The sequence below is a fragment of the Oceanisphaera sp. genome, assembly GCF_048268965.1.
Lineage (GTDB): Bacteria > Pseudomonadota > Gammaproteobacteria > Enterobacterales > Aeromonadaceae > Oceanimonas.
On record NZ_JBLWUK010000014.1, the window covers coordinates 70,626 to 83,099 of the forward strand.

Below are 12,474 nucleotides of genomic sequence, written 5' to 3' on the forward strand. Positions count from 1 at the left end.
CTCGCCCCCTTAGCGCAGCTGAGCCAGCATGCGCGCGGGTTGCTCCAGATACCGGCACCAGCAGCGGTTGAAACGCGCCAGGGTCGCGCCATCGATCAGACGATGATCTGCCGACCAGCACAACATCATCAGCGCTTTCGCCTCAAGCTCTTCCTGCTCGTTAAAACGTGGCAACCTCTGCCAATGCCCCAGGGCGGCAATGGCCACCTGGGGAGGATTGACGATAGGGCTGGACACCAGACCGCCCAGGGCACCGATATTGGACAGAGTAATGGTGGCCCCCTGCAGTTCGACCGGCGTCAGCCGCCCCGCTCGCGCCGCCTGGGTCAATCGCTCCAGCTCGGCCGCTATGCTCAATAAGGATTGTTGCTGACAATCACGCAGCACGGGCACCAGCAGGCCGGCATCGGTATTCACCGCCACGCCAATATGATGCCGAGGCTGATAGGTCACCTGGGTGCCACTGGCATTGAGCTGGCTGTTCAGCTTGGGAAAATCATGCAGCGCCAGCGACAGGGCCTTGAGAAAAAAAGGCAGCAGCGTCAGCGTGATACCTTGCTCGGCAAACAAGGGGGTCAACTTGTCTTTCATCGCCAGCAGTTCATCCAGGGCCAGTTCATCGCACAGGGTAAACTGCGGCACCTGCAACGACGCCGTCATCTGTTTTGACATGGCAGCGGCAATGCCCGTTAACGGCTCTGTGTGGGTTTCCGGTTCAGTCTGTTTGGCCCGGGATTGATCTTGCTGCGCCAGGTAGGCGGTGATGTCTTCCTTATAGACGCGCCCTTTTTCTCCGGAACCCGGTACCTCGCTCAGGATCACGTCCTGCTCTCGTGCCAGCCGACGCACCGCCGGGCTGGCCAGCGCTTTTCCGCTATTCATGGCCGGCCGCTCATCGGCGATGTGCGTTTTATCCTGGGTTGCCTGAGGGGGCGAATCCGGGGGAGGGGCGGAAACGGGGACTGCTTTGGCGACCTGAGGCTCAGGCTGTTCCACCACCGAGGAGCCGGAGGGTTCATTCTGCTCGGCTTCGCTCAGCTCCATGGCGAATAGCGGTGCATGCACCCGGGCCATCTCCCCCTTGGCCACATACAGCTTGCTGATCACGCCATTGTGGATCGCTGGTATCTGTACCAGTGCCTTGTCGGTCATCACATCGCAAATGGCCTGGTCCTCCACGACCGTGTCTCCTTCTGCCACCAGCCATTCCACCAGTTCGCACTCCACTATGCCTTCGCCTATATCCGGCAGATAAAAGTCCTGTTTCATACGGCCCCCTAACCTAGAAGTTACATGCATCCACTATGGCGACGAACACCTTGAGATGATCGGCCATGTATTCCTTTTCCAGCGCCAATGGATAAGGGGTGTCCAGGCCACACACCCGCGCTATGGGGCTTTCCAGATACAAAAAACAGTGCTGCTGAATGGTGGCGGCAATCTCACCGGCAAATCCGCCGGTCAGCGGCGCCTCGTGGCTGATCACCAGGCGGCCGGTTTTCAGTACCGACTCGATCACGGCGCTCTGATCCCAGGGCAGGATGCTGCGTAAATCAATCAGCTCGCAGGAAATCCCCTCCTGCTCTGCCAGCGCCACCGCCTTGGCGACCACCTCCAACTGGGCGCCCCAGGCCAGTACGGTCACGTCGCTGCCGGCTTGCAACACCTCGGCCTGACCCAGGGGATATTCGTAATATGCCTCGTCCACCTCGCATACACTGGCGCGATACAGTCGCTTGGGTTCCATAAACAACACAGGATCCGGGCAGGCAATGGCTCCCAGCAAGAGTCCCTTGGCCTGGTCCGGATTACGCGGTATCACTATTTTCAGGCCGGGGGTATGGGCAAAGTAGGCTTCGGGGGACTGACTGTGATAGTGCCCACCGGCAATGCCGCCCCCATAAGGGGTCCGGATCACCAGACCGCCGACATTGAATTCATTACCGGAGCGATAGCGGTATTTGGCGGTTTCATTGACAATTTGGTCGAAGGCGGGATAGATATAATCGGCAAACTGAATTTCCGCTACCGGCTTCAAACCCAGGGCCGCCATGCCATTGGCGAAGCCGATAATGCCCTGTTCGGTCAACGGCGTGTTAAAGCAGCGATCCTGGCCGTATTTTTCCTGCAGCTGACTGGTGGCACGAAACACACCACCAAAATGGCCGACATCTTCGCCAAAGCACACTACATTTTCATCCTGCGCCATGGCCAGATCCAACGCCTGGTTGATGGCTTGCAACATGTTCATTTCTGCCATTATTCAAACCTCCCCGCGCTCAGCGGATAGGCATCGGGATATTGCCTGATATGCGATTTCAACTGCTCGAGCTGCGCCTTGAGCGCCGCGGTCGGCTCTGCATAAACATCGCCAATCAAGGTATCAATATGGGGTTTGGCGCGTTTTTCGGCGATTTTAAGGGCATCCAGCACTTCCTGGCGCAATGCATCACTGGCAATTTGATCCGCCGCTTCATCCAGCCAGCCTTTTCGTTGCAGCCAGCATTTATAACGGGCAATGGGATCCTGCTTGCGAAAGCGCGCCTCTTCTTCCCGGGAGCGGTAACCGCTGGGATCGTCAGAAGATGAATGCGCCCCCAGCCGATAGGCGACGGCTTCTATGAGTATCGGTTTATGCTGTTCCAGCGCCAGCTTGCGCGCCAGACGAGTGGCTTCATAGACCGCCAGCGCATCGGCGCCGTCTACCCGAATGGCCTGCATGCCATAACCGACGCCACGGCAGGCAATGCCGTCGCCCACAAACTGCTCATGGGCGGGGGTGGAAATGGCATAGCCGTTGTTACGACAGAAGAAAATCACCGGCGCTCCCAGCACGGCTGCCATGTTCATGCCGGCATGAAAATCCCCTTCCGAGGCGGCGCCTTCACCAAAATAACAGAGGGTGAGGTTATTTTGGCCTTTCAGCTTTTGCCCGTAGGCATAGCCACTGGCCTGGGGGATCTGGGTGCCCAGGGGGGAGGATATGGTCATGAAGTGCAAGTCCCGGCTGCCGTAGTGCACCGGCATTTGCCGCCCCTTGCCGAGATCCCTGTCATTGGACAATAGCTGGTTCATGAACTGGGTCAGAGTGAACCCCCGATAATGCAAGGCCCCCTGCTCTCGGTATTGCGCCATGATCATGTCTTTTGGGTCGAGAGCGGCGGCGCTGGCCACCGTAGAGGCTTCTTCCCCAAGGCACTGCATATAAAAGCTGATCCGCCCCTGACGCTGTGCCGCCAGCATGCGCTCATCCAAAATACGAATGAAAACCATGCTGTCGTATATTTTCAGCGCCGTGGTGCGATCCAGGCTGGGGGTAGAGGCGCCGGCAAACAGGCTGCCGTCTTCTTGCAATATGCTGAGCGTGGGAATCGTCAGGGCGTGCGGGTCGGTAAATTCTGCCTGATGCACGGTATGGGTGGTGGTATTGCTCGGGTTGTTTGTGGCATTGCTCATGGCATCACTCCCATCGCCGATCAGGCGAGTCAGGAAACGGGGCCAAACTTGTCTGTTGATGGCCGCTTGCTCTGCCGCCAATTATAACACCTGATGAATAAAGCGACGGAAATGCGCCCATTCAGGGGAGCTTGGTGGTGGTGGAGCGTCCCTCACGCTTTACGCTTCACTCTTTACACAATCTAAAGAGGCGAACATAAAAAAGGCAGCACCAAGGCTGCCTGAACTGAAAAGTAATCACCGATGATGTGCTCATCACCTTATTATTACATCAAATGATTGCATCAAACGTTCTCGAACTGCCCCATGGTGTTGTCTTTACCACCGGCTTTAAGGGCTGCCTCACCGGCAAAGAACTCTTTATGGTCGTCACCAATGTTGGAGCCGGCCATATCCTGGTGCTTGACGGTGGCAATGCCTTCGCGAATTTCCTTGCGCTGCACTCCGGCCACGTAAGCCAGCATACCTTCATCGCCAAAGTAGCCCTTGGCCAGGTTATCGGTAGACAGGGCCGCGGTGTGGTAGGTGGGCAGCGTGATCAGGTGGTGGAAGATGCCTGCCTCTCGGGCGGCGTCACGCTGGAAGTTGGCCGTCCATTCATCGGCCACCTTGCCCAGCTCGGACTGGTCATAATCGGCACTCATCAGCTTGTCGCGATCATATCCGGCCAGATCCTTGCCTTCGGCTGCCCAGGCATCATAGACCTGCTGGCGGAAGTTCAGGGTCCAGTTAAACGAAGGGCTGTTGTTGTAAACCAGCTTGGCATTAGGCACCACTTCGCGAATGCGATTGACCATGGCGGCAATCTGGCCGACGTGGGGCTTTTCGGTTTCAATCCACAGCAAGTCGGCGCCATTCTGCAAGCTGGCGATGCAGTCCATCACCACCCGGTCTTCGCCGGTACCTTCCTTGAACTGGAACAGGCCGGAGGCAAGGCGCTTTGGCTTGACCAGCTTGCCGTTTTGCTTGATCACCACGTCACCATTGTTGATGTCGTCGGCGCTTTCGATAATGTCGCCATCGATAAAGCTGTTGTATTGATCGCCCAGATCGCCAGGCTCATTGGTTACGGCAATTTGCTTGGTCAGGCCGGCCCCCAGTGAGTCGGTGCGCGCGACTATGACGCCGTCGTCCACTCCCAGCTCCAGAAACGCCAACCGCACCGCGTTGATCTTGGCGAGAAACTCGGCGTGCGGCACCGTCACCTTGCCATCCTGGTGACCGCACTGCTTCTCGTCCGACACCTGGTTTTCAATCTGGATACAACAGGCACCCGCCTCTATCATCTGCTTGGCCAGCAGGTAGGTCGCCTCGGCGTTACCGAAACCGGCGTCTATATCGGCGATAATCGGCACCACGTGAGTTTCGTGATTGTCGATTTGGGCTTGGATATCTTTGACTTTGGCCTTGTCACCGGCCTTCTGGGCCTCTTCCAGGTCACGGAACAAATGGTTGAGCTCCCAGGAGTCAGCTTGGCGTAAAAAGGTGTACAGTTCTTCGATCAGGCCCGACACCGCGGTTTTTTCGTGCATGGACTGATCGGGCAAGGGACCAAACTGCGAACGCAGGGCGGCAACCATCCAGCCGGACAGGTATAAATAGCGGCGCTTGGTACTGTTGAAGTGTTTCTTGATGGAAATCATCTTCTGCTGACCGATGAAACCATGCCAGCAACCCAGTGACTGGGTATATTGCGAACTGTCCTGGTCGTAGTTGGCCATGTCTTCACGCATGATTTTTGCCGTGTATTTCGCAATATCCAGCCCGGTCTTGAATTTGTTCTGGGCGCGCATACGGGCGACGTATTCCGGCTTGATGGCGCTCCAGGTCGGGTTTTGCTTGATCAAAGAAGTCAGTGTGTCGATTTCGCTTGCGTATGGCATGGTGTCCGTCCTGTTCTCTGCTGTCGGGTTGAGGCCCTTGACTGGGCCTGTTACTTCCCTGTCACAACGCTAACCGCGAGCCTGGCCATGTCGTTGTGCACAGTGTTCCTTGTTATTTTGCTCCGCAACCATGTCTGTTTTTTATTTCGCCAAACATCGAGGGTCTGGTCTGTATGAGATGACGCTTCCGTTTATTCTGCGTTGCGTTACCACTATCAATCTGCGTAATAAACACGAGAAGATCAAGTTACAATTTTACAAAATCACAACATGGGTCACATAACCACCAAAACATAAAACTAAAGTATAGTGGCTGGATTACTGGCTTAAAGCTGCCTTAATTGAGTATTCCCTTATCAATACGCAACCCACAAAGAAACAATAAAACGTAATTTAATTACATGCACTGACCATACACTAGAGTAATATCAAAGGTGTTTATTTAACTCTTCTTTATCTCTCGACCGCTACCCTCCGCCGTCCAGCGGACATTTCCGGACCTTTTCAATCTTGACGCTCTATTTTTTGCGATCGCAAAATAATAGCGAGTTCCGGACGATCAGCCTGCTGATTGGCAAGGTATGTCGTTGCTTTATCATTTCCGCTCGCTCACTCGGGCACCTCTGCCCTTCGCAGCCCCGCCCTCGCCCATCAATAGCTTTTAGCTATCACTCCGATAGATTTAAGCAGATTAACTTAATCAATAGCAGCCTCTACTATGAGAACCGTTCACAGCAAGACACTCATCAAACATCAAGGAGCCAACATGACTGTTGCTATTAATACTGAAATCAAACCCTTCACCGCTCAGGCCTATCATCAGGGTAACTTTGTTGAAGTGACCGAAGCGGATCTGAAAGGAAAGTGGTCTGTAGTGTTCTTCTACCCTGCCGACTTTACCTTTGTTTGCCCTACTGAACTGGGAGATGTAGCCGACCATTACGCCGAGCTGCAACAGATGGGCGTAGAAGTATTCTCCGTGTCTACCGACACCCACTTTACCCACAAGGCATGGCACGACAGCTCGGATACCATTGGTAAGATTCAGTACTACATGGTGGGCGACCAAACCGGCACCATCACCAATAACTTTGGCGTCATGCGTGAAGGCCAGGGCCTGGCAGACCGCGCCACCTTCATCATTGATCCGCAGGGCATCATTCAGGCGGTGGAAGTGACTGCCGAAGGCATAGGTCGTAACGCTGCCGATTTGCTGCGCAAGCTGAAAGCCGCCCAGTATGTTGCGGCTCACCCAGGCGAAGTATGCCCGGCCAAATGGCAGGAAGGTGAAGCTACCCTGGCTCCGTCACTGGACCTGGTCGGCAAGATCTAACCCCCAGGCAGCAACCCCCGGCCCGCCACCTTGATCCCTTATGCTCTCGGCGGGCCGGTTTTATCCTCCCATACTCAGCACAGGACACGACCATGCTAGATGCCAACCTCAAGCAACAACTGGACACTTATTTGCAGAATATCGTCTCTCCCATCGAGATTAGCGTGTCCGGTGACAACACAGCAAAATCAACCGAATTAATGACGCTGGCCACGGAGATCAGCCAGCTTTCCAGCCAGATCACCCTTAAAGAAGCGACGGCAGTACGCACCCCCAGCATGAGCATAGCGCCCGCAGGCCAGACGCCGCGAGTCAGCTTTGCCGGTATCCCCATGGGCCATGAATTTACTTCTCTGGTACTGGCTCTGCTGCAAACTGGCGGTCACCCCGCCAAGGCCAGCGCCGAGCTACAGCAGCAAATTCGCGATCTTGAGGGCGAATATCATTTTGAAAGCTATATTTCGCTGTCTTGCCAGAACTGCCCGGATGTCGTGCAGGCGCTCAATTTAATGGCGACCCTGAACCCGAACATTACCCATGTGATGATCGACGGCGCCCTGTTTCAGGAAGAAGTGGATCGTCGCCAAATCATGGCGGTGCCGGCGGTATATTTAAACGGCGAACCCTTTGGCCAGGGCCGCATGAGCCTGGAAGAGATCGTCACCCGGCTGGATACCGGAGCCGCCCAGCGCCAGGCCGCCAACCTGAATGAACAGGCCCCTTACGAGGTGCTGGTCGTGGGCGGAGGGCCTGCCGGTGCCGCTGCCGCCATTTATGCAGCACGCAAGGGAATACGCACCGGCCTGCTTGCCGAGCGTTTCGGCGGCCAGGTGATGGATACGGTTGCTATAGAAAACTTTATTTCCGTGCCCTATACCGAAGGCCCCAAGCTAGCGGCCAGCCTGGAGCAGCACGTCAAGGAATATGGCGTTGATATCATCACCGCACAGCGGGCGGCTGGCATCAAGCAGAGCAGCGACGATGCGGCACTCCCCCAGTTGCTGGAAGTCCCTTTAGCCAGTGGCGCCACGCTGAAAAGCCGCGCGGTTATTCTGGCCACGGGAGCCCGCTGGCGCGAACTGAATGTGCCCGGCGAGGCGGAGTATCGTAATAAAGGAGTGGCTTATTGCCCCCACTGCGACGGCCCCCTCTTCAAGGGCAAGCGCGTGGCCGTGGTCGGCGGCGGTAACTCGGGCATTGAAGCCGCCATCGATTTGGCCGGCCTGGTGGAGCACGTCACCGTGCTCGAGTTTGCTGACACCCTGCGTGCCGATGAAGTGCTGCAACGCAAGGCTCGCTCCATGCCCAACATCGACATCATCAGCAATGCACAAACCACGGAAGTGGTGGGTGATGGTCAGAAAGTCAGTGGCATGCATTATATCGACCGCCCCAGTGGCGAGCAGCGTCACCTGGCCGTGGCAGGGATCTTCGTACAAATTGGCCTGGTGCCGAATACCGAATTTCTGACCGGCTCGGCGGTAGAGCTGACCCGCTCTGGTGAAGTGATCATCGATGCCAAAGGCGCGACCTCGATACCCGGTGTGTTCGCCGCCGGCGATGCCACTACCGTGCCCTACAAGCAAATCGTGATTGCCATGGGCGCCGGCGCCACCGCCGCACTCAGTGCCTTCGATCATTTGATTAGAACTTAAAACAAGTTTCAAGCAGTCAGCTATAAGCCTGTCTCTTAGTCACAACTATTTTTTGATCTTAGTGATGTAGTCAGGCAGAGGGCACTACTCCTCCGACTCGCCGTAAACCCATCCATGGGGGCTCAAACCGCGCCATCCCTGGCGCAGATGGTCGGTTGAGCAGACACCCTCTGCCTTCCCGTTGGCACCGGTGCCGTCGGTCAGTGATGCTCACCGAAGACTCGGTGCCTAAAAAGAGGCGGCTGGGATAGCCTCAGCCGACCATCACATGACAGGGACGTCATGTGCTGAGCGTGCAGGGGGCGAGCTTGTCTCGCCGTGACTCACCTTTTCAACCAGACCGAACATCCAGTGAATGTTCGCAGCGGTTGAAAAGGTGAGTGTCATGTATCCGAAGCGTGTCGGGGGAGGGTACCCAGTTACCTCTGGGCACTTATTCACTGGCTAGCGACTTGTGACTAAGAGTCAGGCTGTCAGCGATCAGCCAAAGACAAAACCAGCGCCAAGCGCCTATAAAAAAACACCGAAACCTGAAGGCTCGGTGTTTTTCTGATCGTTGACTGCTTAAAGCTTATCGCTGCTTCTTGCTGTTATTTAAGCAATTGCGATTTCAGATTGGGGGGAACGCCCTTGATGACCAGGGTGTCGGTGTTGGCGTCGTATTGAATTCGCTCGCCCAGCAGCTTTTGATCGAAGCTGATGGTCAGGCCGCCGCCGGAGCCGACGTATTTGGTCAGCCCTTTCAGGGCAGACCTGTCTACCGGGAATTTGTCTTCCAGTTGGTACTCTTCGCTGACAAACTGATAAAAATCCAGATCGTCATCTGTGCCCAGCTCGGCAGACAGCTCGCGCAGCTCCAGCTCTTCGCCCTCTTTAAGTTGTTCGCGGCAATACTTGTTGACCAGCGCCTTGCTCTCCTGCTTTTCCTCCTTGCTCAGCTGGCGACTCTCACAGAACTCATCCACCGCCTTTAACAGCCCCTGACTTTGTGCCTTGGGATCCATGCCTTCGACACAGGAGAGAAAGTTCAGGAAGAAGTCGGAGACCTTGCGCCCGGCCCGGCCCTTGATAAAGGAGAAGTAGCGATGGGAGTCGGGTCGACTCTGCAATTCGGTCAGATCCAGCCGCGCCGCCAGTTGCATCTTGCCCAGGTCCAGGTAGCTGGCATGACTGACTTCCAGCTTGTCGGTGACGGTGACGCTGTCTTTATTGTCCAGCAAGGCAATCAACAGGTAGTGGGCGCCCAGCCACTGATAACGCACAAACAGCAGCACGCCCTGCTCGTTCATGTCCAGCCGCTTCAGTTCGCCCAACAGCCGTTCCGACGCCTGATGGGTAAACGCGGTAAAGCTCAGGCTTTCGTCTTCTACCCGACGCACCAGATCGCGAAAGCCGGTATCTTCTTCATTGAAGTAACCAAATATCTTGCCGGCCTTGGTGTTGTAGATGTGATGCAGCTCGCTCATCAGGTGGCTCACTGCAGGCCCGGTGGCCAACTCCTGATCGCGAGTGGCCAGCTGGGTCTGGCCCTGCTCATCGAGAAACAGAGAATGTACTATGATGTGTTCGATATCCAAGCTCATAACAGATTGCCGTAGAGTTGCCAGAAGGGGTGGGGTATTATAGCTGCCCTGTTATCAAGATACATGATTGAGTGCCCATGCCTGTTATTTCCAAGTACGAAAAAGAATTCGATAAACTGTTGAGCGACCTTGAAGCCGTGATGGACCAGCATCTGGCGCCGGCCGACTTGCGCTTGATGGTATTAGGCAACCTGGCCACTCATGTCATTAATCATCAAATCGCGCCCGGGCAACGCAAGGTCATTGCCGACAAGTTTGCCAAAGTGCTGATAGCCTCGGTAGACACGCAAAAAGGGGCTCACTAAGCGCCTTTTTACTGCCCAACACTCCTGTCAGGCGGTTGAGCCAGGATGGGTGTTAACCCAATAGTTGAATTATGCTGAACTATGCTCGAAACCGGTAACCTCTATCGCGACAATGTGTCCCGTCTCATCGGCTGGGGACATTGGCTGGTGTTTGTCAATGTACTGCTCGCCATGGCGGTATCGAGCCGCTACTTGCTGATCGCGGGTTGGCCGGACACCCTGCTGGGCGTCGGTTATATGCTGGTGAGCTGGGTAGGTCATTTCGCCTTTCTTACCTTTTTCACCTACTTGCTCACCCTGTTCCCGCTGACGTTTTTATTTCCGAAAGTGCGAACCATGCAACTGCTGGGGGCGGCCATTGCTACCGGTGCGCTCACCCTGCTGCTGGTAGACACCCAGGTGTTCAGCCTGTTCAAGTTTCACCTCACTCCTACCGTATGGCAATTATTGCTGGATCAGGCGCAAACCGAAGAAGCCTCGGGCTGGGGCTGGCTGTTTGTCTGGGTTCCGCTGCTGTTTTTGGTGGAGCTGTGGCTGGCGTCCTGGTTATGGCGCTGGAGCCAGCGCCGCCGGCGCTCTCTGGCCCTGCCCCTGTCGCTGCCGTTACTGGTGTGCTTCTTTCTGACTCATAGCGTGCATATCTGGGCCGATGCGCTGGTGTATGCGCCCATTACCGAGCAAAAAGCGAACTTCCCCCTGTCTTATCCCATGACGGCCAAAAGCTTTTTAATCAAGCAGGGCTGGTTGGACGAAGATCAATATCGCGAGCTGTCGAAACAGGTGGCCGAACAGCCCAAGCGCAACCTGAATTACCCGCTGCGCCCGTTAACGGTCAAGGCCCCCGAGCTGGCGCCCAACATCTTGCTGATTGTCGCCGATGGTCTGCGTGCCGATCAGCTCGATGCCTTTACCATGCCTAATCTCAACCGGTTCGCCCATCGCCACTTACGCTTTAACAATCATTTAAGTGCCGGCAACCAAAGCGAGACCGCCTTGTTCAGCCTGTTTTACAGCCTGCCAAGCCGATATCTGCGCGACGCCGAGCAAGAAAACATGGCGCCGGTGTTCATCGATGAATTACAGCGCCAGGATTATCGCTTTGGCCTGTTTGTCAGCGGTGGCCTGGAGAAGCCCCTGTATGAAAAGGCGATTTTTTCCAGCTTGCGACATCGTACCTTCAGCGATGCCCCCGGCGGCGTCAAGGGAGACCGCCAGGTGGTGGCCGAGTTCAACGACTGGCAGGCCCAACAAAGCGACCAACGCCCCTGGTTTTCGTTTGTCTATCTGGATGCGCTGAATTCCCTGGACCTGCCCGAAGGCGTTAAAGGGCCTTTTCAACCTTCGCTTGAGCAGTTGAATCCCGCCCAGGCTTACCAAAGCGAGCAGCGAGACGCCCTGTTCAACCGTTATCGAAATTCGGCTTTCTATACCGATCGCCTGCTTGGCAACCTGCTGGCATTCAATCGCCTGGGCAGCGAGCGCAATACCATCATCATCGTCACCTCCGGCCACGGCATGGAGTTTAACGACAACGACAACAATACCTGGGGCTTTGGCAACGCCTACTCACCGGCGCAGTTGCACGTTCCGCTGGTGATCAGCTGGCCGGGACAGGTGCAACCGGCCCACTTCGACCATCCCACCAGCCAGCTGGATGTGATCCCGACGCTGATGCGCCAGGCCCTGGGCGTGCAAAACCCGGCGCGCAGTTACAGCACCGGACAGTCGCTCTTCAAGGTAGATGCCGATCGCTGGCGACTCGCCTCGGACGAAGATGAATATGCCATTTATCAGCAGCAGGACATCACCCTGTTCAACCGCCGGGGCGACATGCTGTTTCTGGGAGCGGACGATTATAAAGCGCAAGATAACGCCAGCCCCGAGCTGTCGTTGCTGCTGCAGGTAATGAGCGATTTGAATCGCTTTCAGGGAGATTGATGAAAGCTGGGGATAAGGGTTAAGAATTCGAATCCCGGTTCTTACCGTTAGTCCAGGCTGGCAGTTATGTTGTGTAGGGTCGAATTTATTCGACCAGAAAGGTGGTTCGTGCTTAAAAGAGGGCGAATACGCTTTACACAAAACATGGACCCTACACACTGTGATGATGCTGCGGTCATCCTGATGGCCATCAGGAGCTTGGGACCAATTCTTTCTTTAGCTGCTCGCTGACGGCTGTGTTTTAAGTTATACCAAACAGATTAAATAGCAGATCTATTTTCTTGCTCTATAAAGGTCGGATAAAGGGCCTCCTCCACCGAC

The 12,474-nt window shown here is 55.6% G+C and carries 9 protein-coding genes; 4 read left to right on the forward strand and 5 right to left on the reverse strand.

From position 1 onward, the window contains the following. Positions 1-9: 9 nt before the first annotated feature. The 4 genes from ACN0VL_RS08475 to ACN0VL_RS08490 all read right to left on the reverse strand — a co-directional run bounded on the left by ACN0VL_RS08475 (position 10) and on the right by ACN0VL_RS08490 (position 5,339). Complete coding sequence (locus ACN0VL_RS08475) at positions 10-1,269, reverse strand: 2-oxo acid dehydrogenase subunit E2 (protein WP_417616386.1); 1,260 nt, start codon at positions 1,267-1,269, stop codon at positions 10-12. 13 nt (positions 1,270-1,282) lie between these two features. Further along, a complete protein-coding gene (locus ACN0VL_RS08480) occupies positions 1,283-2,260 on the reverse strand; it encodes an alpha-ketoacid dehydrogenase subunit beta (protein WP_417616388.1) in 978 nt (325 codons plus the stop codon). After that, complete coding sequence (locus ACN0VL_RS08485) at positions 2,260-3,456, reverse strand: thiamine pyrophosphate-dependent dehydrogenase E1 component subunit alpha (RefSeq protein WP_417616390.1); 1,197 nt, start codon at positions 3,454-3,456, stop codon at positions 2,260-2,262. Before ACN0VL_RS08485 ends, ACN0VL_RS08480 begins: the two co-directional genes overlap by 1 nt. Before the next feature lie 284 nt (positions 3,457-3,740). Beyond that, complete coding sequence (locus tag ACN0VL_RS08490; protein ID WP_417616392.1) at positions 3,741-5,339, reverse strand: isocitrate lyase; 1,599 nt, start codon at positions 5,337-5,339, stop codon at positions 3,741-3,743. Positions 5,340-6,105: 766 nt separating this feature from the next. Here ACN0VL_RS08490 and ahpC point away from each other — a divergent pair. Both ahpC and ahpF read left to right on the forward strand, forming a co-directional pair. After that, positions 6,106-6,672 carry an alkyl hydroperoxide reductase subunit C gene (ahpC, locus tag ACN0VL_RS08495; protein WP_417616394.1) on the forward strand — a complete coding sequence of 189 codons (567 nt, stop codon included), beginning with the start codon at positions 6,106-6,108 and terminating at the stop codon, positions 6,670-6,672. Positions 6,673-6,764: 92 nt separating this feature from the next. Then, entirely contained in the window at positions 6,765-8,327 is a 1,563-nt protein-coding gene (ahpF, locus tag ACN0VL_RS08500; protein WP_417616396.1) for an alkyl hydroperoxide reductase subunit F, read from the forward strand. A 590-nt stretch (positions 8,328-8,917) separates the two neighbouring features. Here the strand turns inward: ahpF and yejK are convergent. After that, entirely contained in the window at positions 8,918-9,910 is a 993-nt protein-coding gene (gene yejK / locus ACN0VL_RS08505) for a nucleoid-associated protein YejK (RefSeq protein ID WP_417616398.1), read from the reverse strand. 77 nt (positions 9,911-9,987) lie between these two features. Here yejK and ACN0VL_RS08510 point away from each other — a divergent pair, with 77 nt between their 5' ends. Then, on the forward strand, positions 9,988-10,215 hold the full coding sequence (locus ACN0VL_RS08510) for a DUF1414 domain-containing protein (RefSeq protein ID WP_417616400.1): 228 nt from the start codon (positions 9,988-9,990) through the stop codon (positions 10,213-10,215). Positions 10,216-10,296: 81 nt separating this feature from the next. Next, the gene (locus ACN0VL_RS08515; RefSeq protein ID WP_417616402.1) at positions 10,297-12,153 is read left to right on the forward strand and encodes a DUF3413 domain-containing protein; all 1,857 of its coding nucleotides are present in this window, start codon (positions 10,297-10,299) and stop codon (positions 12,151-12,153) included. The last annotated feature ends 321 nt before the right edge of the window (positions 12,154-12,474 follow it).

Coding starts and splice junctions, on each gene's coding strand:
- ACN0VL_RS08475 (WP_417616386.1), bottom strand. CDS start 1,269: ATGAAACAGGACTTTTATCTGCCGGATATAGGCGAAGGCATAGTGGAG.
- ACN0VL_RS08480 (WP_417616388.1), bottom strand. CDS start 2,260: ATGGCAGAAATGAACATGTTGCAAGCCATCAACCAGGCGTTGGATCTG.
- ACN0VL_RS08485 (WP_417616390.1), bottom strand. CDS start 3,456: ATGAGCAATGCCACAAACAACCCGAGCAATACCACCACCCATACCGTG.
- ACN0VL_RS08490 (WP_417616392.1), bottom strand. CDS start 5,339: ATGCCATACGCAAGCGAAATCGACACACTGACTTCTTTGATCAAGCAA.
- ahpC (WP_417616394.1), top strand. CDS start 6,106: ATGACTGTTGCTATTAATACTGAAATCAAACCCTTCACCGCTCAGGCC.
- ahpF (WP_417616396.1), top strand. CDS start 6,765: ATGCTAGATGCCAACCTCAAGCAACAACTGGACACTTATTTGCAGAAT.
- yejK (WP_417616398.1), bottom strand. CDS start 9,910: ATGAGCTTGGATATCGAACACATCATAGTACATTCTCTGTTTCTCGAT.
- ACN0VL_RS08510 (WP_417616400.1), top strand. CDS start 9,988: ATGCCTGTTATTTCCAAGTACGAAAAAGAATTCGATAAACTGTTGAGC.
- ACN0VL_RS08515 (WP_417616402.1), top strand. CDS start 10,297: ATGCTCGAAACCGGTAACCTCTATCGCGACAATGTGTCCCGTCTCATC.